22 protein-coding genes are annotated in these 23,615 nt (G+C 63.4%); 6 read left to right on the top strand and 16 right to left on the bottom strand.

Features of this window, described 5'->3' with window-relative positions; genetic code table 11:
- Positions 1 to 23: 23 nt before the first annotated feature.
- The 5 genes from RLO07_RS01675 to RLO07_RS01655 all read right to left on the bottom strand — a co-directional run bounded on the left by RLO07_RS01675 (position 24) and on the right by RLO07_RS01655 (position 6,389).
- Entirely contained in the window at positions 24 to 809 is a 786-nt protein-coding gene (locus RLO07_RS01675; RefSeq protein ID WP_462290393.1) for a cyclase family protein, read from the bottom strand.
- Between the two features lie 124 nt (positions 810 to 933).
- Positions 934 to 1,521 carry a UbiX family flavin prenyltransferase gene (locus tag RLO07_RS01670; protein WP_462290392.1) on the bottom strand — a complete coding sequence of 196 codons (588 nt, stop codon included), beginning with the start codon at positions 1,519 to 1,521 and terminating at the stop codon, positions 934 to 936.
- A 325-nt stretch (positions 1,522 to 1,846) separates the two neighbouring features.
- Positions 1,847 to 3,412, bottom strand: a complete 1,566-nt coding sequence (locus RLO07_RS01665; RefSeq protein ID WP_462290391.1) for a GMC family oxidoreductase — start codon at positions 3,410 to 3,412, stop codon at positions 1,847 to 1,849.
- A complete protein-coding gene (locus RLO07_RS01660; protein WP_462290390.1) occupies positions 3,406 to 3,960 on the bottom strand; it encodes a gluconate 2-dehydrogenase subunit 3 family protein in 555 nt (184 codons plus the stop codon). Before RLO07_RS01660 ends, RLO07_RS01665 begins: the two co-directional genes overlap by 7 nt.
- A 5-nt stretch (positions 3,961 to 3,965) precedes the next feature.
- Positions 3,966 to 6,389: a TonB-dependent receptor gene (locus RLO07_RS01655; RefSeq protein ID WP_462290389.1), complete on the bottom strand. Its 2,424-nt coding sequence runs from the start codon at positions 6,387 to 6,389 to the stop codon at positions 3,966 to 3,968.
- Positions 6,390 to 6,620: 231 nt separating this feature from the next.
- On the opposite strand from RLO07_RS01655, the gene RLO07_RS01650 reads away from it, so the two are divergent.
- Complete coding sequence (locus RLO07_RS01650; RefSeq protein ID WP_462290388.1) at positions 6,621 to 7,055, top strand: MaoC family dehydratase; 435 nt, start codon at positions 6,621 to 6,623, stop codon at positions 7,053 to 7,055.
- 22 nt (positions 7,056 to 7,077) lie between these two features.
- Here RLO07_RS01650 and RLO07_RS01645 read toward each other — a convergent pair whose 3' ends face one another.
- Entirely contained in the window at positions 7,078 to 7,713 is a 636-nt protein-coding gene (locus RLO07_RS01645) for a winged helix DNA-binding protein (protein WP_462290387.1), read from the bottom strand.
- Positions 7,714 to 7,883: 170 nt separating this feature from the next.
- On the opposite strand from RLO07_RS01645, the gene RLO07_RS01640 reads away from it, so the two are divergent.
- The 3 genes from RLO07_RS01640 to nagA all read left to right on the top strand — a co-directional run bounded on the left by RLO07_RS01640 (position 7,884) and on the right by nagA (position 10,893).
- Positions 7,884 to 8,990: an LLM class flavin-dependent oxidoreductase gene (locus RLO07_RS01640; protein WP_462290386.1), complete on the top strand. Its 1,107-nt coding sequence runs from the start codon at positions 7,884 to 7,886 to the stop codon at positions 8,988 to 8,990.
- A 118-nt stretch (positions 8,991 to 9,108) separates the two neighbouring features.
- Positions 9,109 to 9,711, top strand: coding sequence for a nitroreductase family protein (locus RLO07_RS01635; protein ID WP_462290385.1), 603 nt, complete (start codon positions 9,109 to 9,111; stop codon positions 9,709 to 9,711).
- Between the two features lie 6 nt (positions 9,712 to 9,717).
- Positions 9,718 to 10,893, top strand: coding sequence for an N-acetylglucosamine-6-phosphate deacetylase (gene nagA, locus RLO07_RS01630; protein WP_462290384.1), 1,176 nt, complete (start codon positions 9,718 to 9,720; stop codon positions 10,891 to 10,893).
- Positions 10,894 to 10,896: 3 nt separating this feature from the next.
- Here the strand turns inward: nagA and RLO07_RS01625 are convergent, their stop codons facing one another.
- The 8 genes from RLO07_RS01625 to RLO07_RS01590 all read right to left on the bottom strand — a co-directional run bounded on the left by RLO07_RS01625 (position 10,897) and on the right by RLO07_RS01590 (position 19,992).
- Positions 10,897 to 12,219, bottom strand: a complete 1,323-nt coding sequence (locus tag RLO07_RS01625; protein WP_462290383.1) for an ABC1 kinase family protein — start codon at positions 12,217 to 12,219, stop codon at positions 10,897 to 10,899.
- Positions 12,216 to 13,613, bottom strand: coding sequence for an ABC1 kinase family protein (locus RLO07_RS01620; protein ID WP_462290382.1), 1,398 nt, complete (start codon positions 13,611 to 13,613; stop codon positions 12,216 to 12,218). Before RLO07_RS01620 ends, RLO07_RS01625 begins: the two co-directional genes overlap by 4 nt.
- A 69-nt stretch (positions 13,614 to 13,682) precedes the next feature.
- Positions 13,683 to 14,813, bottom strand: coding sequence for an acyl-CoA dehydrogenase family protein (locus RLO07_RS01615; RefSeq protein ID WP_462290381.1), 1,131 nt, complete (start codon positions 14,811 to 14,813; stop codon positions 13,683 to 13,685).
- Between the two features lie 12 nt (positions 14,814 to 14,825).
- On the bottom strand, positions 14,826 to 16,031 hold the full coding sequence (locus RLO07_RS01610) for an acyl-CoA dehydrogenase family protein (protein ID WP_462290380.1): 1,206 nt from the start codon (positions 16,029 to 16,031) through the stop codon (positions 14,826 to 14,828).
- 30 nt (positions 16,032 to 16,061) lie between these two features.
- Entirely contained in the window at positions 16,062 to 16,700 is a 639-nt protein-coding gene (locus tag RLO07_RS01605) for a glutathione S-transferase family protein (RefSeq protein WP_462290379.1), read from the bottom strand.
- Between the two features lies 1 nt (position 16,701).
- Positions 16,702 to 17,874: an acyl-CoA dehydrogenase family protein gene (locus RLO07_RS01600; protein ID WP_462290378.1), complete on the bottom strand. Its 1,173-nt coding sequence runs from the start codon at positions 17,872 to 17,874 to the stop codon at positions 16,702 to 16,704.
- Positions 17,875 to 17,991: 117 nt separating this feature from the next.
- Positions 17,992 to 18,468: a MarR family winged helix-turn-helix transcriptional regulator gene (locus RLO07_RS01595; protein ID WP_462290377.1), complete on the bottom strand. Its 477-nt coding sequence runs from the start codon at positions 18,466 to 18,468 to the stop codon at positions 17,992 to 17,994.
- 93 nt (positions 18,469 to 18,561) lie between these two features.
- Positions 18,562 to 19,992: an amidohydrolase gene (locus tag RLO07_RS01590; protein ID WP_462290376.1), complete on the bottom strand. Its 1,431-nt coding sequence runs from the start codon at positions 19,990 to 19,992 to the stop codon at positions 18,562 to 18,564.
- Between the two features lie 105 nt (positions 19,993 to 20,097).
- Between RLO07_RS01590 and RLO07_RS01585 the strand changes: the two genes are divergently transcribed.
- Together RLO07_RS01585 and hemH are read left to right on the top strand one after the other, a co-directional pair.
- On the top strand, positions 20,098 to 21,090 hold the full coding sequence (locus RLO07_RS01585; protein ID WP_462290375.1) for a prenyltransferase: 993 nt from the start codon (positions 20,098 to 20,100) through the stop codon (positions 21,088 to 21,090).
- An 85-nt stretch (positions 21,091 to 21,175) separates the two neighbouring features.
- Positions 21,176 to 22,258, top strand: a complete 1,083-nt coding sequence (gene hemH / locus RLO07_RS01580) for a ferrochelatase (RefSeq protein ID WP_462290374.1) — start codon at positions 21,176 to 21,178, stop codon at positions 22,256 to 22,258.
- A gap of 5 nt (positions 22,259 to 22,263) precedes the next feature.
- Here the strand turns inward: hemH and RLO07_RS01575 are convergent, their stop codons facing one another.
- Both RLO07_RS01575 and RLO07_RS01570 read right to left on the bottom strand, forming a co-directional pair.
- Entirely contained in the window at positions 22,264 to 22,713 is a 450-nt protein-coding gene (locus tag RLO07_RS01575) for a methyltransferase family protein (RefSeq protein WP_462290373.1), read from the bottom strand.
- A gap of 17 nt (positions 22,714 to 22,730) precedes the next feature.
- On the bottom strand, positions 22,731 to 23,612 hold the full coding sequence (locus RLO07_RS01570; protein ID WP_462290372.1) for a ZIP family metal transporter: 882 nt from the start codon (positions 23,610 to 23,612) through the stop codon (positions 22,731 to 22,733).
- Positions 23,613 to 23,615: the final 3 nt, after the last annotated feature.

The following is a 23,615-nucleotide window of genomic DNA, read 5'->3' as shown; positions in this document are numbered from 1 at the left end:
CAAGCGTCCCGCCACCGGGTTCTTCAGGCAGGCACCAGTGCCAGCACCCGCAGCGGGCTTCCGGAACCCTCTTCGATCTTCAGCGGCGGCGCCACGATCACCGCACCCGTGGGCGGCAGCTGGTCCAGGTTGATCATGCACTGGAGTCCGTACTTGCCCGCGCCGTGCATGTAAAAATGACAGGGCAGCGGCGGATCAAAGTGAAACGCCTGTCCGTGGTCCGTACCAACACATTCGGAGCCAAAACCGAGGACATCGCGCTCCTCCACCAGGAAGCGCACGCACCCGGCATCCGGCCCGGGGTGATGGGCGCCATCCTCGCGCTCGTTCTTGAAATTGTCCGGACTGACGACCTTTGCCCAGTCGGAGCGCATGAACAGCCATGAACCGGCGGGAATGCGACCGTGTTCCGCCTCCCAGTTCTCCAGATGGCCGCGGGTCAGGATAAAGTCCTGGTCGGCGGCGACTTCCCTGGAGACGTCCACAACGCAGACCGGGGCGATGAAGTGGTGTGGCGGAATCGTGTCCACCGCATTGTTGGGCAGATCCTTGCCGCTGACCCAGTGGATAGGCGCGTCAAAGTGCGTGCCGGTATGCTCATTGAGCGTGAAATCGTTCCAGTACCAGGCCGGGCCGCGCTCGTCGTAGCGGGATATTTCCTTCTTCTGGAACTGTGCCGCCTGGCCGAATTCCGGCGGCAGCTCAATCACGGGGTATTCGGGGGTGAGGGTGGCAGTCAAATCCACGGTTTTGATGGTACCGCCGGCCATGCCCGCGGTCAGTGCGCCAAGAATGGAAAGCTCACTCATTGCCTTTCTCCTGATAGTTTACACCTAAAGTATCCGCGGGTTATTGTGCACACTTTTACCACCAGCGACTACCACTCCCTCCCACCCCTCGGGAATGGTTCAGGTCAGGCGCTGCAGTCGATGTTCATTCGTATAGTTTGCCGCTCTTGCGGTCTCCCCAGCGCTGGAACAAATCGTGTTCCAGCCCAAGAAGATCGAAAGCTTTGCCCACGCTCTGGTCGATCAGGTCATCGATGGTCCTGGGGCTGTGATAAAAAGCCGGAGTCGGCGGCATCATGATGGCGCCTGCCTCCACCACCCGCAGCATGAGGCCCAGGTGAATCCTGTGCAGCGGCGTTTCCCGCACCATGAGGATCAGTCGGCGCTGTTCTTTCAGCACCACGTCAGCGGCGCGGACCAGCAAGTTGTCCGCGTAGGCATTGGCCACGCCGGAAAGCGTCTTGATGGAGCAGGGGATGATGATCATGCCGTGGGTGTTAAAGGAGCCACTGGCCACACTCGCAGCCAAATTGTTGTTGCGATGCACAACGTCAGCCAGGGCCTTCACATCGTCAATTTTCCACTCGGTTTCCACCTGGATGTTGGTGACTGCACCATCGGAAATGATCAGGTGTGTTTCAACCTCCTCGATGCGACTCAAGTGCTGCAGCGCACGAATGCCATAGATGACCCCCGATGCGCCGCTCAGGCCGACAATGATGCGCTTCTTCATACGATGCGCCCGGAGACCGGCCACAGGTTGGAAATGACGATGACTCTCATGGAAATACTCCTGGACAGTTGCGCAGAACCCCCGTCGGGGTACTCAGACCACTGTTTGGCCAGATGTTATCCGGCCAAGGGCCTGGCGTGATAATAGTGCAAGTGGTCAGGTGCCGCAGCTACTGGGCAGAATACCACCGCCACCACCCCGTCGCGCCGCTAATTTCACACCTTGGTGCTACCCGGTCGCCGGGCGCGCAGTAGTGGCAGGCTGTCCTCGGGCGGTACGAAAAGATGGCTAACCGGGAAGTACCGGGACTTTCTCCGGAATTTGTTCAGGGCCAGTTGCGGAGCAAATGTTCGGCGGCGCGCAGGGCCAGGGCGTGGATAGTGAAGGTCGGGTTGACTGCACCGGAGCCGGGGAACAGGCCGGGGCCGGCGATATACAGATTCTCGATATCGTGACTCTGGCCGTAGCCGTTGGTCACGGACTTTGCCGGATCCACACCCATTACCGTGCCCCCCATGATGTGCATTCCGGCTTGCGGCCCGCGCCATTGTTCCCGGGCACCGGCCGCATCCAGCACAGCTTCCCCCTGCCGCACGGCATGGGCGACCAACGCAGCGCTCGGCTTGCTCTGGTTATGCACGGCGCGAGCCAGCGGCACGCCAAAAGCATCGCGTCTGCTGCTCAGTTCCACCCTGTTTTCCGGCAGCGCAATATCCTCCGCGACGAGTGTCATTACTCCGAGATGATTCACCGCTCGCTGCAAGAAAGGCTTGAGTTGCGCCCCATGGATATCCGCGCGGTTGTTGGCGATCCCCAGCAAGCCATTTGGCTTGACGGCGTTGGCAATGATCCACTGAAAGCTGCCATAGGCATCCTTTACCGCCTGTTTATTGTCGTAACCGTCCTGGTTGATCAGCTGCCCTCCGGTCGGGCCGAAACCGGGCTGGGTTTCGGCGTCGAACATTCCGTAAAGGCTGACGGCAGGATGGGTCATCAGATAACGTCCGACCAGCCCACTGTGGTTGGCCAGCCCCCGCGGATGATGACTATTGGCAGAGGCCAGCAGCAAGCGGGCATTCTGGACAGTAAATGCCGCAAGCACCACGACATCGGCGTACTGGCGCTGCTGCACGCCGTCCTCAGACCGGTATTCGACACCCTCGACACGGCGGCCATCAGTACTGGTGAGCAGCCGGGTTACCGTCGCTCCGTTGCGCAGCTCTGCCCCCGATCTCAACGCCTCGGCAAGAAACACGGTCTGGGCATTGCCAAGCGCACCGATGGGACAACCCGCATCACACCAGCCGTCGTACAGGCACGCCGGGCGACCGCGATAGGGAATGGTGTTGATCGCCAGCGGCAACGGCGCAGTGTGGAGGTCCAGCCTTGAGAAGCCTGCAGCAATGAGGCGCCCCTGGCCGAACACGGGCACGGGCGGCATGGGATACGCCGCTCCCGGGGGGCGCCAGCGCTCCCGGGTCGCGTCGCCACTGAGGCCTATGGCTGCCTGTATTCTGTCGTAGTAAGGCCTCAACTCGGCATACTGAAACGGCCAATCAAGACCGCGGCCATACTCTGTGAAGGTCCGGAAATCATTTTCATGCAGCCGCGGCCATACCCCGTAATGGTGCATGGTGCTGCCGCCAGTACCCCAGCCCGCATTGAAGTTGTGTCCGACCCGGTGATCACCCTCTTCTTCCACATGCGCGCCGCCCCATTTCTGTCGACGCGCCCAGAGCTGCGAGCTAACCAGATCACCGGGCGGGCGCGCCGGGCCCGCCTCCAGCAGCACCACCTGCTTGCCTGCCGCACTCGCCTCGGCGGCGAATACGCTGCCTGCGGCGCCACTGCCAACCACCAGCAGGTCAACCTTGTCGCGCACTGTCACCATACCTGCTGCGGCCTGATATGAGCCATGTAGGGCATGCCCAGTGCTACCATGCCGTCCTCTGTGCCATAGGTCACATCAACCCCATCGCTGCGCCAGACGAAATAGAGGAATGATGCCGGGGGGCCAGCCCACACCGGCGTGTCATCAGCGATCAGATCGGCAATCAGTTGCTCCAGCGCGGGATCCGGCAATGCCGCCGGGCGCTTGCCATAGCGGTCGATGGAATGCTGTGCCAGCGCCGCCAGGCCACCGCGATAAAAATCCGCATGAGGTTGCGGCACACCCAGATAGCGAAGCATCAGGAGGCTGTCGGCGGCCGGTCGCGCCAACTGGTAATCGATGAAATGTACCGCGCCTGCGCCCGCAGAGCCGGGCACCAGGGCTTCTATTACCGCCTCGAGGTCTGCAGCTTCCCCGGCATCGAGTACCGCAAGCGGCAGCTTGCGCAGCCGCGCCTGTGCCGGCGACAGCAGCAGGGTCCCGGACACCAGCGGATACGCCAGCACCAGGGCCTTGAGAACGCTACGCCGCTGTGGTGACGGCTGCATCAGCCTCAGAACTCGTACCGCAGGGCAACGGAGTACAAGCGCGGCTCGCGGAATGCAATTTCGTTACAGCCGCACAGGGACGCCAGGTCAAAACCCTGGGTGCCCGCTCTTTCATCCGTCAAGTTCCGCACCGCCAGTGTCAACTGCCACTGGCTGTCAGTGCTGCTCCAGCTGACGGACGAGTTGTAGATGGTATAGCTGTCGAACTTGTCGGCATCAAAGTTGCGGAGATTGTAGAAAAATTCGTCCGAATAGGAGAAGTCCGCCTGTACTGCCAGGTTGCCACCCAGCGCGGGCCACTGGTAGCGAATCAGGCCCGCCGCCTGCAATTCAGGCGCATAGGTTGGCTTGACGTCACGTGGAGGCAGTGGCGACCCCCTGCGCAGAGGCACATCCTTCACAGTCGCATCGAACCAGGCACCGCTGAGCATGATGTCCAGTCCGTCCATGGGTGATGTCTGCAACTCGAGTTCCGCGCCATAGGTACGGGCATCGTTATTCTGCACGACGCCGCCGACACCCACGAACAGGAACGACTGATAATCGGTGTAATCGTAGTAAAACGCCGTGCCGTTCAAGCGGGTCATGCCACCGGCAAAGGACTTCTTGAAGCCGCCCTCATAGGACACCAGGATCTCTTCGTCGTAGGGCAGGCTTTCATCCCCGCCGGCGCCGAGAAAGGCACCCAGCAAGGGCGCGTTGAAACTGCCGGCCTTTACCCCGCGATTTATCCCGGCGTACAACAACAGATCATCGGTGTAGCGCCAGTCCAGCTGCAGCTTGCCCGTCCACAGGGTGTCGGAACTGTCATCGGTATTGGTATACGGCGAGCCGGCGCCAAACGCGTTGGGAATCGGATCGCCCCGATTGACAGAGAAGCTGTCAAAAGAGGGGAAGATGGCAATCAGCAGGTCAAAGTCCTTCTCTTCCTGAATCAGGCGAGCGCCCGCGGTGAGCGTCAGTGTCTCGGTCAAGTCGTAATCGACCTGACCGAACACGCTGTAGGAATTGGTCTCCAGATCAGCGACCACACCTATATCAACCGGCGCGAAGGGCGGGCTGCCGGCAATACTGTTGACCGGCGCCTTCAGGCCATTGTCGGAGGTGGTATCGATATTCAGATAGAAGGCACCGGCGACCCAGCGGGTGCGCTCGGTTTCACCGTTCAGCCTGAACTCCTGGGTAAAACTGGTTGCGTCGACCCCGGCATAGTTCGCCAGCTGGTTGGCGGGAGCGGCATCCACATCGATGAACAACAGCTTCTCGTAGTCCTTGAAGTCCGTAATCGAGGTAAATTGAATACCGTTCGACAGCTCATATTGCAGATTGACATTGACACCCCAGGTTTCAGTAAACGCCTGGTCCTCAAACGCAAAGTCGCCGGAAAAGGTAAAGTCCTCGCCGTCAGGGTCGATGTAGCCGAAAAAATCTCCACCGGGCGCCAGGCGGCCCGGCAAACCAATACCCGCACCCGGCAGGAAACTGCTGCCATCGATGGCGTTGGCACCGCCGTCCTGATCACCCTGGATGGTGAACCGGGTTTCGTCAGCCGGCATGTCAATCACGTTGATGAGCTCGCCATTCTGGTCGAGTATGCCGATGGTGGGCTTGCTCTGGTAAGGCCCCGAAGACAGCTCGGATTTGGAATAGTTGAGCGAGACCATGGCCTGCATTCTGTCATCTGGCTGGAACAGCAGGGTAGTGCGTGCGGACTTGTCTTCCTGTCCGCCCAGATCAGCGCCGGCGCCGGGACCCGGCGGGCCGAGGAAGGCAGTGTCCGGATAGAGATTTTTCAGATAACCGTCCTGGTCCTTGTAGCGAAACGCCACCCTGCCCGCAACAGTGTCACTCAGGGCTCCCCCCAGCGCACCCTCGACCACGATCTGGCTGGCGTTGGCTGGGGTATCAAACTCGCCGACCTGAAAATCCAGGTATCCTTCGGTGCCATCAAAATTGGGTTTGTTGGAAATGTAGTGAACCAGGCCACCCGTGGCATTGCGGCCGAACAGGGTACCCTGCGGCCCCTTGAGAATCTCGAGTCGCTCAATATCGTAGACCGCAAAGGTCTGGGCCTGCGCCACCGCCAGATACCCTTCATCAAGATAAGCGGCGTTGGGCGCTTCGATGATGTCGTTGAAATCATTCTGGGTGACACCGCGAATCGAGAACTGGGTATTCTGGCCGGCAATATTGCCGCTGATATGCACCCCCGGGGTAAACCCGGCAATATCGAAACTCTGCTGCACCCCCAGCGCGCGCACCTGCTCGCCGCTGAATACCGTTATGGCGATCCCGACATCCTGCAGATTCTGTTCGCGCTTCTGTGCGGTGACCGTGACTTCTTCAAGCAGGTTCTGGGCGGCACCGGTAATTGGCACAGTCAGGGCAGCGAATAGCGAACCCAGCTTGAACACCGATTTTTTCTTCATGGCAATTTCCCCTACACGTAGTTTAATTCGAAAAACGTTATTCTTCCGGCAAAAGAAGCGCCCAATGTGAATATATCGTTATTGAAGATCGGGCTTTTCGCACCTACCGACTCTTTTCAGTTAAACTTTAGGCTTAAAGTGTTTTTGATCATAGGTTTAATCGGCGAGCTTGTAAATACCCTGTTTACAGAAGGTTCAACACTGCACATAACCTGAGCGGGAGAGAAAAAGATGTGGCGTTTCAATGACTTCGAGGCCGGCCAACTCATTCAGCTGGGGCAGTATCGGCTCACGGCAGCGGAAATAATCGAGTTTGGGAGCCGCTACGACCCCCAGCCGATGCATACCGATCCGGTGGCGGCGGCACACTCACCCATGGGGGAGTTGATAGCCAGCGGCTGGCACAGCTGTGCTATCGCCATGCGGCTATTGTGTGACGCCTTCATTACCGATTCGAGCTCGGTGGCTGCGCCCGGGGTGGATCATGTTCGCTGGCTCGCCCCCGTTCGACCTGGCGACACAGTGAGCGGGCAGTGCAGAATTCAGGCAACGCGCCTCAGCCGAAGCAAGCCGGATCGGGGCGTGGTCACCGCGGAAGTCAGCCTGCAACGCCAGGACACTGTCGAGGTATTGCGCATGGAGACTACCGCGTTCTACCTGGTCTAGACCCGCCGCTCCGCGGCAGTGCCTACTCCGGCTGGTCGCTGCGATGGGTGGCCGCGATACGCGCCGCCTGCTCGTAGATTCCCGACATCAGATCCAGCGTACGCGCCGCATCCGTCAGTTGCGGCACGAATTCGTGGACCGTACCGGTGAAATCCAGCAACAGACTGCGCCGCAGTCCGGCATAGAGTTCGGTGATCTCATGGCCCTTGTCGGTAACATGGTAGGTGACACCCTGCCGGTGGGAGCTCTGCGCACTCTTTTCTATCAAGCCGGCCTTGAGGAGTTTGCGCAGTGAATACTGGATATTGGGTATGTCGTCGCGATTCATCAGCCGCGCAATCTCCTTGACCCCCTTGGCTCGCTCCTTCATCCGGATCACATGCAGGAGCGCGTTGTCGCTGCCCCCCACATCGATGCCGCTGACGGCGGCAAGACACTCGGCCTGCCAGCGGGTGAATGCCTCGTTGCAGCGGAGAATGGCGTACTCGAGCTCGCTGACCGCAATCTCATGGGGTGTCTCGGCGAGATGCCAGCGCCGGTCCAGAGTGAGCCCACCATCCTCGGCACTGCCTACGGTGGCAAGATCCGGAGCCGCAGGCTGTTTCTCCTTCGACTTCCTTGGCAAGCCCGGGGAACCGGGCTTTTTGTTTCCTGGCATGACATCCCTCCTCCAATAAACCACGCGCGGGGCAACCCGTGGCGCCACCTGGCAAGTTTCTCACAGATCGTGATCTGCTGGTTGACAATCTGGATATTTGTAGTTAAATACGATTGAAATTTAAATTTAAATTCAATAATGAAATTTCACATTCCCTGGGAGGGATCGTCATGAACCAAGCAGAAAACCGCATGTTCCGCAAAAATCACTTCAAGCTCGGCACCTTTTCAGCCAACTGCTCCTCGGGCATGGCTGTCACCAAGGTACCGGAGCGCTGGGTCAACTCCTGGGAGAACAATGCCCGCCTGGTCCGTCAATGTGACCAGGCCGGGCTGGATTTCATGCTGCCCATCGCCCGCTGGATCGGCTACGGAGGCGAGACCAACTTTCACTACAACGTCCTGGAGACCATGGCCTGGGCGGCGGGGCTGCTGGCGATTACCGACCGGATCTCGGTGATCGCGACCATGCACACCGCGTTCAATCACCCGGTCGTGGTCGCCAAGCAGATTGCAACCATCGACCAGATTGGCGCCGGACGGGCCGGGCTGAACATCGTCGCGGGCTGGAACCAGCCCGAGTACGAGGCGATGGGTATAAAGTTGGCCGATGATCACGAAACCCGCTACGGCTATGCCCAGGAGTGGTTCGATATCGTCAGGAAGCTGTGGACCGAGAGCGGGGCCTTCGACTGGGATGGCAAGTATTTCCAGCTCAAGGGCGTGCACTCCGACCCCAAGCCGATCTCGAATCTGCCGCCCATCGTCAACGCGGCAGGTTCCCCCCAGGGACGCGAGTTCGCGGTTAAAAATGCCAACTTCCTTTTCACGCCCGCGATCGACCTGGCGCGCTCCCGCGACGAGCTTGCGGAACTGAGAGAACAGGCAAGTAACGCGGGCCGCGACGTCAACGTGTTGACGTTCTCCTACGTGGTCTGCCGGCCCACGGAGAAGGAAGCCCAGGACTACCACAAGCATTACGCCGACACGAATGCGGACTGGGCCGCGGTGGACAACCTGGTACGCCTGCAGTTCGCCCACGCCCACTCGTTCCCGCACGATCTCCTGAGCCTCATCCGCGACCGCATGGCGGCAGGACACGGCGGCTTCCCGCTGGTAGGCACGCCGGAACAGGTCGCCGACGGTATCACCGAGCTTTACGAGACCGGCTTTGGCGGCACCACACTCGCGTTCGTGAACTACGCCGACGAGTTCCCGTATTTTGCCGAGCACGTGTTGCCCATACTCGAGAAGCGAGGCATTCGCACCGGGGCCTGAGCGGACAACGAGTGTTGAGGATTCCGGGTTCCTGCTATAGTCTTTCGACCAGCAGGGGCCGGGAATTCCCACATGCTCTTGATCCAACCATTCAGCCCCCATCACACAAGCGATTGTTATGAAGCACAAGGAAGCACAGACCCACGCCCCCATCAACACTCTCATCCGGACACGCTGGAGCCCCCGGGCTTTTCGGGCTGAGGTGCCGCCACTCGACCAGCTGTTTACCATGCTTGAGGCCGCGCGCTGGGCACCCTCCTGTTTCAATGAGCAACCCTGGCGTTTTATCCTGGGGATAAAAGACCGGGGCGACAGCTACCGCAAGATTTTCGACTCGTTGATAGGATTCAATCAGGAGTGGGCAAGGCAGGCACCGGTATTGCTGCTCGCGGTAGCCAGGACCCACTTCACCGCGAATGACAAGCCCAATGATCACCACGCCTATGACACTGGCGCTGCCATGGCCTTTCTCAGCCTGCAGGCGGCGGAATTCGATATCCACGTGCACCAGATGGCCGGATTTGACAGTGACAGGGCGCAAGAGAACTTCGCCATCCCCGGTGGTTTTCGGCCAATGGCGGCAGCGGCCATCGGTTACCGCGGTGACCCGCAGATGCTGAACGAAAAACAGCAGCGCGCCGAGGAGGCGGAAAGACAACGCAAGGACTGGAACGAGACCTGTTTCGAAGGCAGCTGGGACAACCCGCTTGCGCGGGAGTGACAGCGGATGACGCAACCGCAACCCGACCGGGCCCTGCGCGCTGCCCGCCTGTTCGATGGCGGCCAGTGGCACAGTGATTGCGGCCTGCTGCTGGCAGGCGAGACCGTGCAGGCGCTACTGCCTGCCACGGACATCCCCGCGTCGCTGCCCTGCGAGCATGTCCCGGACGGTTTCCTGGTACCCGGCCTGGTAGACCTGCAGGTCAACGGCGGCGGCGGCCTGCTGTTCAACAATGCACCCAGCGCCGACACCGTATTGCACATTGCCGCCGCCCATCGCCGCTATGGCACCACGGCGCTGCTGCCCACCCTGCTCAGCGATACCGCCGCCGTGTTGGCAGCGGGGGTGGCCGCGGTGTGTTCGGCGAGGGAGTCGACGCAGGCGGCCGCAAAAGCCATTCTCGGCATTCATATCGAAGGACCGTTCTTTGCCAGCGCGCGCCGCGGCACCCATCGGGCGGACCGCCTGCGCCGGCCGACGCAGCAGGACATGGACTGGCTGTGCAGCCTGACCGACCTCCGCTGCCTGATCACCCTGGCGCCGGAGGCGATGGCGCCCGGCATGATACGCCAGCTCACCGACGCCGGCATTATCGTCAGCGCCGGTCACAGCGCAGCCAGCTGGGAAGCGCTTCGCCGGGCGAGGCAGGACGGCCTGCGCAGCTTCACCCACCTGTTCAACGCCATGAGTCCCCTGACCGCCCGCGAACCGGGTGTCACCGGCGCCGCCCTGGACAGCGACGACTGCTGGCTGGGCATCATCGCTGACGGTCACCATGTACACCCCGCCAGCATTCGCATTGCCCACCGCTGCGCCGCGCCCGGCAAACTGTTTCTGGTGAGCGACGCCATGGCCACGGTCGGCAGCGGGCAATCCTGGTTCACGCTGTACGGGGAGCGCATCACGGTGCGGGACGGCCGTTTGCTCAATGCGGAAGGAGCCCTCGCGGGCAGCGCAATCGCTCTGATTGACGCGGTGCGCTACTGTCACCAGATCGTGGGCCTGCCGCTGGACGAGTGCTTGCGGATGGCCTCCCTGTACCCGGCCGCATTGATCGGCAAACCACAGCTGGGGCGGATCGCTGCAGGCTCAAGGGCGGATATGGTGCTGCTGGACGAGGATTTGCGGGTCAATGCCACCTGGCTCGCGGGCCAGCGCGAGAATCACGCGCAACCGCAGTGAGCCTCAGGCTTCATTAACCCGCTGCGCCATCAGTGCCCGCACATCCACCTTGGCCTTGAGGCGATTGGCGAGCATGAACATGCCCCCCAGCTTGCGGTGAAAATAGACCGCATGGGTGGGCGGCGCCTGCCAGAAATCCCTGAAGCCGGTTACTGACTGGCCCATTTCCATCAGCCGGGCGGGCATGTCGGAGGCGCCGAAGTCGTAGGGCCCCTCCTGCCGCAGCGGCTCCAGCGCCAGCAGCAGCATGTCCAGTACCAGCTCCCGGTAACGCGAACCCGGTTCGCCCATGGAGTAGCCAACACGCTCCGCGGCCCTTGCCGCGCGCTCCCGGTCGCCGGCCATGGCGGCCGCTGCCAGCTTGCCGTAGTCGCGCACAAAGGCGGCCTTGAACGGGCGGGTGGCACCGAAATCCAGCAGCACGATGGCGCCATCGCGCTCACGATACTGATAATTGGCAAAATTGGGATCGGTTTGCACCAGCCGCAGCTCGAACATTTCGGTCAGCAACAACTCGATCAGGGCGCTCATGACCCGGTCGCGTTCGGCCGCCGGCTGCAGGGCCAGCGTCTCGATGGACTCGCCCTCGACGTAGGTCATGCCCAGCACGTTGCGCCAGGTCAGTTCCGGCAGCACTTCCGGCAGGACAAAGCGCTGGTCGTGGGCAAGGGCTCTACGAAACCGGTTAAGGTATTTCGCTTCCTTGAGATAGTCGGCCTCATCCTTGAGCTGGGCGCGGGCATCCAGCAGCAGCGGCTGCAGATCCAGGTGCCGCGGCAGCAGCCCCGACATGCGCAACAGGGTGGCGATGTTGTCGACATCGCTGTCGATGCTGTCGGCGATGCCCGGGTACTGGATCTTGAGCACCGCGGCGCGGCCGTCGGGGGCGCGGATGCGGTGTACCTGGCCGATGGAGGCCGCCGCCAGGGGACGCCACTCGAACTCGAACAGCGCGGGATCCCAGTCGGGGCCGAAAGCCTGCCGCAGGGCCTCCCGCAACTGCTTGACCGGCATCGACTCGCCATCCGCCCGCAACCGTGCCAGGATCTCCGCCAGCTCTCGCGGCAGCAGGTCGCCGCTATCCATGGACAGGATCTGGCCCAGCTTCATGGCGGCGCCGCGCATCCGCGCCAGCTGTTTGGTCACCCGGCGGGCGTTGCCCGGGGTCAGCAGCAGGTCCCGCGCCTTGGGGCGCTTGCCCGCGCGCAGCTGGCGCTCGCCTTCCGCCAGCATGCCGCCGGCAACGCCGCCGGCCAGGCGCGCCATCCCCGCCAGCCGCCGCAACCGGCCCGCCGGCACCGCACTGGTAGTGTCTTCTTCACTCATTCGGTGTTCTCCCGCCAGTGGCGGATATGCCGGCGCACCAGGTCGTGGGCATTGAACTCGGCATCCAGCACCGCGATGAAGGTATATACCCCGGTCAGCTTGCGCGCAATCAGGGCAAAATCCCGGGACGGGGTGGCAAAATCCAGCGACGCCGCCGAACTCGCCGCCGCCTTGCCCGCCCGCCGCAGCAGACGGGACTTGCCCCAGCGGTACTCACCCTTCGCGTTCAGATACTCCGGGGGCAGCTCGGCCGGGGGACGCAGTGGTTCCAACAGGCCGAGACAGAAATCAGTGAAGGATTCCCGGGCATAGGCGCTGCTGTTGGCATCCAGGCAACCGAGTCCGATCAGGCTCTGCAGCAGGGCATCCCGGTCCTGTTCCTGACCGGCAGCAATGGCATTGCCCAGGTGCCGGAGAAAGGCCTTGTCACAGCTCAGGGTAGAGCCGAAGTCCAGCAGTACCAGCTGGTCGCTACGGGCGCCGCTGCGGACCAGGTAGTTGCCGAAATTGGGGTCGGTCTGCAGCACGCCCCAGCGGTACAGTTCGTGAAAGAACAGCGCCAGCATGCTGCGGCCCAGGGCATTGCGGCGGCGCTGGGACAGGGCGGCCACTTCCGGGCGATTGACCTGCCAGCCGTCGATGTATTCCAGCGCCAGCACATCGTCGCTGCAGTAGCGCGGGAAGCGCCTGGGGACATAGTAGGGGCTGCCGCCGGGGCTGGCCGTATCCCGGGCCACCAGCTCCGCCACGGTATCGCCCATGTGTGCCTCGTGCCGGTAGTCGATCTCCTGGTGCAGGTGCGCACGCATGGACTCCAGCCAGTCGTCCAGTTCGCGCCCGGCCTTGATCCAGCGCGCCAGCAACAGCATCCGCACCACCGCATCAAAGTCGCTGTCGATGACCTCGCGCAGGCCCGGGTACTGCACCTTCAGGCAGATCTGTTCCCCGGTCGCGGTCACCGTGGCACGGTGCACCTGGGCCAGGGAAGCCGCCGCCAGCGCCTCGTGTTCCACGTCGAGTTCTGCCAGGCGCTTGCCCAGACTGGCCCGCAGCTGCGGCTCGATCTCCTCCCAGGGCAGCGGCTCGGTCGCGGCGTTCAGCTCCTGCAGCGCTTCCGTCAGGGCTCGGGGCAGGAAGTGCTCGCCGAGCAGGGCAAACATCTGCCCAATCTTGACATAGGTACCCTTGAGGCGCCCCAGCTCGGCGACGAAGCGACGCGCCTCCCTGCGGATGAAAGGAGAGTCCGCAGCGGCCTCGTCCTGCTCCCCGCCCGGACGCAATCGCTGCAGGGCACCGTCGATGGCAAAGGCACTGCCCGCGCGCAATCCGGCCAGGGACACTGCCAGTCCACGCCCTAGACTACCCTGGCGAATGGTGGATGATTTCTTTTTCATGGCCCTTGATACGCAGCGGCGCTACGGCTGGACGTGACGGACGGGAAGCGGACCGGGTCCGGCCCGGCCTCAGTGGTCGAGGAGCAGATGCGCAAGCTGCTTGCGGTGATGCTGGGCATCGCCATAGGCCTGCTGGCTCCACTGCGCCCGGCGCACATAGAGCTGGGCATCGCACTCCCAGGTAAAACCCATGCCACCGTGAAACTGGATCGCGCGATCACCGGCGTACTTGAGCGTCTCGGTGGCCTGGGCCTTGGCCATGCGGCAGGCGATCTCGGCGTCGCGATCGAGAGCGTCCTCGCCGAGCAGGGTCGCGGCATGGTAGACAAACGAGCGGGTCGAGTCGACGCCGACCAGGATATCCACGCAGGGATGTTTCAGGGCCTGATAGGACCCGATCAACTTGCCGAACTGCTTGCGGGTCTTGAGGTACTCGACCGTATTATCGAGACAGGCCGCCGCGCTGCCGCCGGCCTCGGCCGCTACCAGCAGAGCGCCCAGCAGACGCAAGTCGCGCAGGCCGCTGGCCACCCGGGGACCGCGGACAACCGCGTCCTCCGCCACCTTGATGCCGCTGAAGTCAATCGCCTGGGCGCGGCGGGTGCAATCGATGAGGGTGTGCTCACGGCGGGCCGCGGCGGGCACATCCGCGGCGGCAACCAGCGCCAGCACCGGCTCACCGGCCTGCTGTGCCACGACCACAAACCATTCAGCCACGGCCGCATCCATCACCTGCTGCTTGGCACCCTGCAGCACACCATCGACCCCCAGCTCACAGCGGATTTGACGGGCACCCCAATCGTGATTGTCCAGCAGCCCCACCGTGGCGGGTGCCCCCGCCGCCAGCGCCGCCAGCAGGGTTTCCTGTGCCGGCTCTGCCACCGATCGCAGCAGCAACTGGCCCGCCAGCACGCTGCTCAGCAGCGGCCCCCCGAGCAGGGACCTGCCCATGGCCTCCATTACCGGCACCACCGCCGCCACACCGAGGCCGGAGCCACCCACGGCCTCCGGCAGCGCCATGCCCGGCCAGCCCATGTCGACCATCTGTTGCCATACCGCCGGGTCGAAGCCGGTGGCGGACTCCAGCAGCGCCCGTACTGCGGGAATAGTCGACTGGTCGCGGCAGAATGAGCGCGCCACATCCAGAATCATCGCCTGGTCTTCGCTGAAGCTCAGCGCTGTACTACCAATAACTGACACGCCGGGCGCTCCTTATTTGGGCAGGCCGAGAATATGCTCGGCAATGATATTGGCCTGCACCTGGCTGGTGCCGCCGCCGATGGTGGCGGAAAAGCTGTTGAGGTAGGCCCGCTGCCAGAAACCGCCCTGGCGCGCACCCGCGTCGCCGACGTAGAGGCCGCCGTCGGCGCCCTGGAGATTGATCGCCAGCTGTCGCATGCGGCGGGTGCTCTCGGTGAAACGCAGCTTGTTGGACAGGGGCAGGGAAAACGGATAGTCCGTGGTCAAGGGGCCGATGCCCGCACGCCGGTCGCCCAGCACCACCGCTTTCTCCTCCATGATCAGCTGTACCAGCTGGTCGCGGACCGCCGGATCCTGCAGCACAGGCGCGCCATCGCGCTCCACATCCGCCAGCTCTGCGATCATGTCGTCAATGACAATACGCACGAAGGCCAGGCCACCGGCAGCGCCGGCCTCGGCACCGCGCTCGTACTGCAGGGTCTTCATGGCGATCTTCCAGCCCTGGCCCTCGGCGCCCATCAGGCAGCTGGCGGGTATGCGCGCGTCGGTAAAGAAAGTCTCGGTGAACCCGTACTCCCCGGTCAGCTTTCGGATAGGCCGCGGATCAATGCCCGGCACCTGCATCGGCGCCAGGAAAAAGGACAGGCCATCGTATTTCCGCTCCGCCGCCGGATTGGTGCGCGCCAGCAGGATCATGTATTTGGCGAAGTTGCCCATGGTGGTCCAGATCTTGGTGCCGTTGATGACGTAGTCGTCACCGTCGCGCAGCGCCCGGGTCTGGGCGTTGCCCAGGTCGGAGCCGTGATCCGGCTCGGAAAAGCCCTGGCACCAGATATCCTCGCCGGTCAGGATCCCCTTCAGGTAACGGGCCTTCTCCTCCTCGGTGCCGATATCGTTGATCAGCGGGCCGGCCCAGCCGAGACCAATGACATTGAAGCAGATCGGCACCGCGGCACGGCGCATCTCCTGGTCGGCGATGGACTGGAATACCGGGTCCAGCCCCTGGCCGCCGTACTGCCGTGGCCAGGCCATGCCCAGGTAACCCGCATTCCAGACCTTGTGTTGCCACTCCCGCAGGAACTCGAGCTGCTGCTCATTGCCCACCTCCATGAAGGACTGGGGCAGGAGAAAGCCCGGATCCGCAGGCTTGTTCGCCCGCAACCAGGCCGCCACTTCCCTGCGGAAGTCTTGCTTGTCCTGTTCACTAACCGTACTCACGCGTTACTCCCTGGCAGAGATTCAATCGGGTCACACCACATCCGGCAACACCAGCGGCTCACCGTGGGCATTGGCGCGCTGGAAGGCGGGGCGCGACATCAGGCGTTCAAGATAGGCCTTGGTCGCGGGCCTGTAGTACTTGTCCAGATGCAGGACAGAGCCCAGGAACAGGGCATAGCCCACCGCGATGTCCGCGATCGTGAAGCGATCCGCGACCAGGTACTCGTGGTTGGCAACCCGGTCGTCGACCCGGCGCAGGCGGGCGCGAAACCACTTTGCATAGTCGTCGGCGACCGCGCGCTTGGCCGGATCCGGCTCGAAAAAGTAATAGCGCAGGGCAATGGTCTGGGGAAACGTCAGGGTGGCATCACTGTGGTGCAGCCAGTTGAGCCAGGCGCCGTAGTCCGCGTCCTGCGGCCCCACAGCGAGGTCTCCCGCCTGCGCCGGATAACGGTCCACCAGATACTGGCAGATTCCGGCGGACTCGGTCATTTCCGTGGCGCCATCGACAAAGAACGGCACGGTTCCCAGGCTGTTTACCTGTAAAAAGTCGGGCTGCAGCATCCGCGGCGGGAACGGCAGCACCTCCAGCTCATACTCCAGCCCCATCTCCTCCAGGGTCCAGAGGGGGCGCAGCGAGCGCGCCCCGGCGCAATGCCACAGTTTCATTTCAGACTCCATACTGGCGTGCCGCCAGGTCGCGCATGATTTCCTCGGAACCGCCGCCAATGGCGTTGACCCGCACCTCGCGGTAGATCCGCTCTACCCGGCTGCCGCGCATGAAGCCGATACCGCCAAGAATCTGCATGGCCTCGCGGGCGCAGAATTCAACAGTCTCGCTGGCCTGCACCTTGAGCAGGGCGATGTCACCGGGGTTGGCAGTGCCCGCCTCGATCGACTCGAAGCAGAGCCGGATGTAGGCCTGGGTGGCGTTGATCTTCTGCTTCATCTGCGCGATCTTGTGGCGGATCACCTGGTGGTCGGCGAGCCGCTTGCCAAACGTCGTGCGCTCCTGCGCCCAGGCTACCGCCTCCTCCAGGCAGACCCGGGCCATGGCCTCCATCCCCGCGGCCATCGCCATGCGCTCGCCGTTGAAATTGGTCATGATCACCAGGAAGCCCTGGTTTTCCGGCCCGATCAGCTGGTCCACCGGTACCCGCACATTGTCGAAATAGAGAGTGGCGGTGTCCGAGGCCCACCAGCCCTGCTTGCGCTCCAGCGGGGTGCGGGAAAAACCCGCGGCGTCGGTGGGAATCAGCAGCATGGAGATACCCTTGGCCCCCGGACCGCCGGTGCGCACCGCGGTGGACACCCAGTTCGCACGCATGCCGCCGGTAATGTAGGTCTTGGAGCCGTCGACGACGTAGTGGTCGCCGTCGCGCACCGCCGTGGTGGCCAGCCCAGCCACATCGGAGCCGCCGCCGGGCTCGGTGATGCCGAGCGCAATGTGTTTTTCCCCCGCCAGCACCAGCGGCGCCACTGCCTGTTTCATGGCCTCGGAACCCCAGTTGATCACCGGCGGCAGGCCGATGCCGTGCACCATCAGGCTGGCGGGGATGCCCCCGGCGCCGATGCGGGCCAGCTCTTCCTGGGTAATCCAGCTGTGCCAGCTGTCGATACCCTCGCGGGTGCCACCCCAGGCCTCGGGATAGCCCAGGCCCAGCAACCCGATCGCAGCGGCCTTGGGCCACAGCTCGATGGGAATATGGCCGGCTTCATCCCAGGCGTCCGCATGAGGCATGATCTCGGTGTCGATGAAGCGGCGCAGCTGCGTTCGCCAGGCCTCGTGCTCCGCAGTGATATGGGGGTTGGGCAAGCGCGCGCTGTCAAAGTCCAGTGACATGGTCCGTCTCAGGGTAGTCCTTTTGCGAGAGGAGGTATCTTAGTGCAAGCCGGCACCGGATGCATGCGTAAAGCGGCTACGCCGGGGACTACCGGCCGCAGTCCTGCAGCTGCCGGGTCATGGCGCATCCCGGTTATCGAGGGCGGGTGTCTCGGGCATGGCGGCCAATTGCAACTCCAGCTTGTCGATCAGGGCAAACAGGGTGTCCCGCTCCGCCGGCGCCAGTGGCGCCAGCAGCGACTGCTCCCAGGCCAGGACCTCCGGTTCTATGCGCCGGTACAGCTCGGCACCGTCCGCGCTCAGGCACAGCAATGCAGCGCGACTGTCGCGCTCACAGGGCCGGCGCTGCAGCAGGCCCCGGCCCTGCATTGCGGCCACTGCCCGCGAGACCTGCACCTTGTCCATGTTGGTGAGCTCACTGACACGTTTTGCCTGCAGCTCACCGTACTCTGCCAGCGTGACCAGCACCCGCCATTCCGCGACCGTGATGCCAAAGCGTTCAGTGTAGATACGCGACAGCGACACGCTGATCTTGCGCGCCAGGGCGTTGCATCGGTAGGGCAAAAATCGGGTCAGGCTGAGAGCGTGGTGCATGCGGATCCCGCGGCAGATGGGCGTTTCTGCAGTATAGCTCTCCGGAGAACTGGTTTCAAAAGCAACCAGTTCTCCGGAAGCTGCTCCCCTGGCTCAGCGACGATAGTCCAGTGGCGGCTCGCGGTCGCCCAGCAGCGGCCGGTACTCAAAGTCCGTTCCGCGGCGCTGCTCGAACTCAGCGCGCGCTGCCTGCAACAGCTCGGGCTGCAGGAACAGGTCGATCGCGGTGAGCGCCATGGTTTTTGCCGCCACCATCATCCCCTTCGTTCCTATTGCCGTACCGCCGGCCGCAATCGCCTGCCAGGTGTGGGGTGCAGTGCCCGGCACCCAGGTCGCCGCGCGCATCTCGGCGGTCGGAACCGTCCAGCTGACATCGCCGACATCGGTGGAGCCCATGCCCTGGAGCAGGCTCATGGGTTCAATACGGGCAGCGGCGGCAGCGAGGTCCGCTTCGCGGCTGGCGAGCGACTCCGCCAGCTCGGTGGCGAAAGCCAGGTCTGCCGCGTCATAAGTGACCCCGCCCACCATGGTCAGGCGCCGGTGCATGGCGCTTGCCAGGGTTTCGTTGGGCAGCACACTGTGATTACCGTGTATGACCTCCAGCTCCATTTCTGTACCGGTGCCAAGCGCCGCACCCTCCGCTGTCTCCAGCAGACGGCTCCAGAGCTGCTCCAGGGTCGCGGCCTGCGGATGGCGCAGGTAATAAAAGGACTCGGCAAAATCCGGCACGACATTGGGGGCCGAGCCACCGCTGGTAATCACATAGTGCATGCGCGCTTCCTGCGGCATGTGCTCACGCATCAGGTTGGCCATATAGTTCATTGCCTCTACCGCATCCAGCGCGGAGCGCCCGCGCTCGGGCGCTACAGCCGCGTGGGAGGCAATGCCGCGGAAGCGGAACCTGGCCGACTTGTTGGCGAGCGTGGTCGCGATATCGGCGGCGTTGCGGTCAGCGGGATGCCACACCAGCACGGAGTCGACATCATCGAACAAACCCGCGCGCACCATGTACACCTTGCCTGAGCCCCCCTCCTCCGCCGGCGTGCCGTAAAGCCGCAGGGTGCCCGGGATATTGTTCGCCTCCATCCACTGCCGCACCGCCACCGCCGCCGCGGTCGAACCGGCGCCGAACAGATGATGGCCACAGGCATGGCCACTGTGCTTGTCAGGGTGGGGTTCGCGACGCGGCGCGGCGGTCTGGGAAATCCCCGGCAGGGCGTCAAACTCCGCCAGAATGCCGATCACCGGCTCCCCCGAACCGTAGCTGGCCACAAATGCTGTCGGCAGGCCGGCAACCCCGGTCTCGATGCGAAAATCGGCAGCCGCCAGCTCTTGCTGCAGCAGACCACTGCTTTCGGTTTCCAGGTAACCCAATTCCGCCTCGTCCCAGAGCGCCAGCGCCAGGGCGGCATACTGTTCCTGCTCCCGGTCCAGCCAGGCGAGAACATCTTCATCATCCAGGGCCATCGCCGCCCCCGGCAACAGCAACAGGCCCAGGGCCAGCGCTCGCAGCAAGCCTGCCATGAAAAGCTCCTTCATTGTCCAGTTGAAAACCTCACCTTACCATCGCATGGGCCGCAATGCCTGCTATGCTGCGCACGTCAGGGGAAATCGATCAGGACACCGTCAGTGCCAGATATCAAGCTGTGGGCCGCCGCGCTCAACGGAATGCCCGGGGTCAATGCCACCCAGTGGGAACAGCTGGACCCGGTGTCACGCTGGTTGCTTGCCTGCCGGGCATCGGTACTGTTCATGACCCTGACCGCAGCCATGCTGGGAGGTTTGCTGGCCTGGCGCGACGGACAGTTCAATGCCCTGCTGTGGCTGGCCTGCACCCTGGGCCTGATGTTCGCCCATGCCAGCAATAACCTGCTCAATGACTACACCGACTCCCGCCGCGGCATTGACCGCAACAATTACTACCGCAACCAGTACGGCGTGCATGTACTGGAAGATGGCCTGATGAGTGAACCGCAGTTCTGGCGCTATTTTGCCTTCACTGCGGCCATTGCCCTGGCCCTGGGCCTGTGGCTGGCAAGCGTGCGCAGCGGGCCGACCCTGGCACTGATGCTGGCGGGCGCCTTCTTCGTGCTGTTCTACACCTGGCCCCTCAAATATATCGGCCTCGGCGAGCCCTCGGTGCTGCTGGTCTGGGGGCCGTTGATGGTGGGGGGCACCTACTTCGTGGTCACAGGCAGCTGGAGCAATGAAGTCGCGTGGCTGAGCCTGGTGTTCGCCCTCGGGCCGACCACCGTGCTGTTCGGCAAGCACACCGACAAGCTGGCGGCGGACCGCGACAAATCGGTGCACACCCTGCCTGTCATTCTCGGCGAGCGCCGGGCGCGGCGGGCGACGCTGGCGCTGCTGCTGGCGCAGTACGGGCTGACCCTGGGGCTGGTGCTCGCGGGCGCCTTCAGCTGGCCCCTGCTGCTGGTATTTGCCAGCCTGCCGAGCCTGTATCGCAACCTGCAACTGCTGCGCAGCCCCAAGCCTGAAACCCGCCCCCAACGCTACCCGGCAAAGCTCTGGCCGCTGTGGTTTTCCGCCGCCTGCTTCCGCCATACCCGCCACTTCACGCCCCTGTTCCTGCTCGGTGTCGTGCTCGACACGCTGCTGCATTAATCCGGGGCTGCGGCGCCAGCGTATCCCCTCTCCCGAGCATCTCTTTGCTTGGCTTTACGCGCCACTCACAGGATAATGCGGCCCCATGCGCTACCGTGGAACCACCGACTACAACCACCGCCAGCCACCACGGATCGGCGTCCTGGTGACCAATCTGGGCACGCCCGATGCGCCGGAGAAAGGCGCCTTGCGCCGCTACCTGCGTGAGTTTCTGTCTGACCCGCGCGTGGTGGAGGTGCCGCGCCTGATCTGGTTTGTGATCCTGCACGGTATCATTCTCAATGTGCGGCCGGCGCGCTCCGCCGCCGCCTACCGCTCTGTCTGGACCCCGGAAGGCTCGCCGCTGCTGCTGCACACCCAGGCCCAGGCCGGGGCACTGCAGGCCCGGCTGACGGCGCGGCATGGTGAGTCCGTCCAGGTCGAGTACGCCATGCGCTACGGCTCCCACTCCATCCCCGAGCAGCTGCAATCCCTGCTTGCCCGCGGCGTCCAGCACCTGTTGGTGCTGCCGCTATACCCGCAGTACAGCGGCCCCACGACCGGCTCCACCTTCGACGCAGTGGCCGCGGATTTCCGCCGCCGGCGCTGGCTGCCGGAGCTGCGTTTCGTGGCCCAGTACCATGACCATCCGGCCTACATTGAGGCGCTTGCCGCCAGCGTACGCAGCCACTGGCAGCAGCACGGCCGCGCCGACAAGCTGCTGATGTCCTTCCACGGTGAACCACAGCGCTATCTGGAGCAGGGCGACCCGTATCACTGTCAATGCCACAAGACCAGCCGCCTGCTGGCCGAAGCCCTGGGGCTGGTCAGCGAGGACTACCTGACCTGTTTCCAGTCCCGCTTCGGTCGCGAGCCCTGGCTGACGCCCTACACTGACGACACGCTGCAGGGGCTGCCCGCCGCAGGCGTCAGATCAGTGCAGATGATCTGTCCGGGCTTCTCCGCGGACTGTCTGGAGACGATTGAGGAAATCGGAGTAGAAAACCGGGATTATTTCCTGGAGGCAGGCGGTGAACGCTACGAGTACATTCCCTGCCTGAACAGTGATCCGGGCCACATTGACGCCCTGACCACCATCATTGAGCAGCAGATCGACGGCTGGCTGCCGCTGACTTTCGACCCCGACGCCACCCAGTCCCGGGCTCAGGCCCTGGGCGCCAGCCGTTAGCGAGCCTACAGCCAGCGACGTACCCGCTGGCAGTAGGCTGCGTACTCCTGCGCAAACAAGCCCCGCAACAACGCTTCCTCCGGGCGAATGTAGCGCCATTCGATAATGACCATGAACAGCAGCGGTACCAGCAGGGCGCTGGCGGCTCCGACCGTTACGGCACAGCCCAGCAGAATGGCGGCCATGCCGAGATACATGGGGTTGCGGCTGAAGCGGTAGACCCCCCCGGTGACCAGCGCCGAGACGTCGCGAAACGGGATCATGTCGGTGCCGGCACGCTTGAACAGGCCGCCGGCAAGTACCAGCAGGGCGAGCCCCGCCACCAGGATCGCGCCGCCGACCAGCTGGCTGCCGAGACTGGTGAAGCGCGGCCCCGGATAGAATTCGTTCAGCGCGAAAATTGCCACGATACCGAATACCAGCCACATGGGCGGGTAGATAATCCGCTTTACCACCAGTTCCTCCTGATTGCTCAGATTCCGTGCAGGTGCGCCCCGGCGGGCTCGATGACGCCGATGGCGTAGGCGAGAATGATACCGACCACGAATGCCAGCGTCAGCTTGCCGCGATCGTGACTGTGAAAATGTACTTCCGGCAGCAGATCGCTGAGAGCAATGCAGATAAAGGCGCCGGCTGAAAATGCCAGCGCGACCGCCACCGCATAGTGGCGAGCGTCACCCAGCAGGTCCACCCCGAAATAAAACAGCAGCGCCCCCAGCGGGCACAAAAGGGCAAAACCCACATTGGCCAGGGCCCGGGACCGGCGGCTCCAGCCCCCGGCCTCCATGATCGTGGTAATGGACATGGCATCCAGGGGTTTGTGCAGCAGGATGGCCAGGAACACGCCCACCCCCAGCAAGCCGGCCGTGTGGCCCAGCTCACCCTGCATGGCCGCCCCCAGGGCGACACCATCAATCAGGGTATGCAGCCCGAGGCCGAGGGCAAGGCCGACCCAGCTCAGGCGGTGAGCGGTGGGGGCCGTCCCGGAATGGTGGTGGTCATGGTGATGGGGGTCATCGACCTGCGGGTGCAGATCGAGATGCTCTATCTCTGCGGCACTGAAGTCATGCTGGTGAAAATGGAACATGCGCAGCAACATGAGCATGGTGATCAGCCCAATCATCAACCACCATACCGAAACGTCCGCGCCCTGAGCCGATGGCTGCAGGGCGATACTGTGCGGCAGCAAGTGGTAGAACGCGACTCCCAGCATCAGGCCCGAAACAAAGCTCATGACCAGCTGCGTGCGAGTGTGCGTCATCTGCACCCAGTTCGGCAACAGGCCACCTGCCAGCGACAGCAAGGCAATTGCAACACAGTAGGCGACCAGCAACACTTCGGGGGTCATCTGCATGAG

It is taken from the genome of Haliea sp. (assembly GCF_040221975.1).
GTDB lineage: Bacteria > Pseudomonadota > Gammaproteobacteria > Pseudomonadales > Halieaceae > Haliea.
This window is presented reverse-complemented; position numbering and strand designations above follow the sequence as displayed.

What these genes read in the sequence shown, in the direction of transcription:
- hemH (WP_462290374.1), top strand. Translation starts at nt 21,176, where the DNA reads ATGCGCTACCGTGGAACCACCGACTACAACCACCGCCAGCCACCACGG.
- RLO07_RS01675 (WP_462290393.1), bottom strand. Translation starts at nt 809, where the DNA reads ATGAGTGAGCTTTCCATTCTTGGCGCACTGACCGCGGGCATGGCCGGC.
- RLO07_RS01665 (WP_462290391.1), bottom strand. Translation starts at nt 3,412, where the DNA reads ATGGTGACAGTGCGCGACAAGGTTGACCTGCTGGTGGTTGGCAGTGGC.
- RLO07_RS01625 (WP_462290383.1), bottom strand. Translation starts at nt 12,219, where the DNA reads ATGAGTGAAGAAGACACTACCAGTGCGGTGCCGGCGGGCCGGTTGCGG.
- RLO07_RS01620 (WP_462290382.1), bottom strand. Translation starts at nt 13,613, where the DNA reads ATGAAAAAGAAATCATCCACCATTCGCCAGGGTAGTCTAGGGCGTGGA.
- RLO07_RS01600 (WP_462290378.1), bottom strand. Translation starts at nt 17,874, where the DNA reads ATGTCACTGGACTTTGACAGCGCGCGCTTGCCCAACCCCCATATCACT.
- RLO07_RS01650 (WP_462290388.1), top strand. Translation starts at nt 6,621, where the DNA reads ATGTGGCGTTTCAATGACTTCGAGGCCGGCCAACTCATTCAGCTGGGG.
- RLO07_RS01595 (WP_462290377.1), bottom strand. Translation starts at nt 18,468, where the DNA reads ATGCACCACGCTCTCAGCCTGACCCGATTTTTGCCCTACCGATGCAAC.
- RLO07_RS01640 (WP_462290386.1), top strand. Translation starts at nt 7,884, where the DNA reads ATGAACCAAGCAGAAAACCGCATGTTCCGCAAAAATCACTTCAAGCTC.
- RLO07_RS01670 (WP_462290392.1), bottom strand. Translation starts at nt 1,521, where the DNA reads ATGAAGAAGCGCATCATTGTCGGCCTGAGCGGCGCATCGGGGGTCATC.
- RLO07_RS01605 (WP_462290379.1), bottom strand. Translation starts at nt 16,700, where the DNA reads ATGAAACTGTGGCATTGCGCCGGGGCGCGCTCGCTGCGCCCCCTCTGG.
- RLO07_RS01635 (WP_462290385.1), top strand. Translation starts at nt 9,109, where the DNA reads ATGAAGCACAAGGAAGCACAGACCCACGCCCCCATCAACACTCTCATC.
- nagA (WP_462290384.1), top strand. Translation starts at nt 9,718, where the DNA reads ATGACGCAACCGCAACCCGACCGGGCCCTGCGCGCTGCCCGCCTGTTC.
- RLO07_RS01655 (WP_462290389.1), bottom strand. Translation starts at nt 6,389, where the DNA reads ATGAAGAAAAAATCGGTGTTCAAGCTGGGTTCGCTATTCGCTGCCCTG.
- RLO07_RS01590 (WP_462290376.1), bottom strand. Translation starts at nt 19,992, where the DNA reads ATGGCAGGCTTGCTGCGAGCGCTGGCCCTGGGCCTGTTGCTGTTGCCG.
- RLO07_RS01645 (WP_462290387.1), bottom strand. Translation starts at nt 7,713, where the DNA reads ATGCCAGGAAACAAAAAGCCCGGTTCCCCGGGCTTGCCAAGGAAGTCG.
- RLO07_RS01570 (WP_462290372.1), bottom strand. Translation starts at nt 23,612, where the DNA reads ATGCAGATGACCCCCGAAGTGTTGCTGGTCGCCTACTGTGTTGCAATT.
- RLO07_RS01660 (WP_462290390.1), bottom strand. Translation starts at nt 3,960, where the DNA reads ATGCAGCCGTCACCACAGCGGCGTAGCGTTCTCAAGGCCCTGGTGCTG.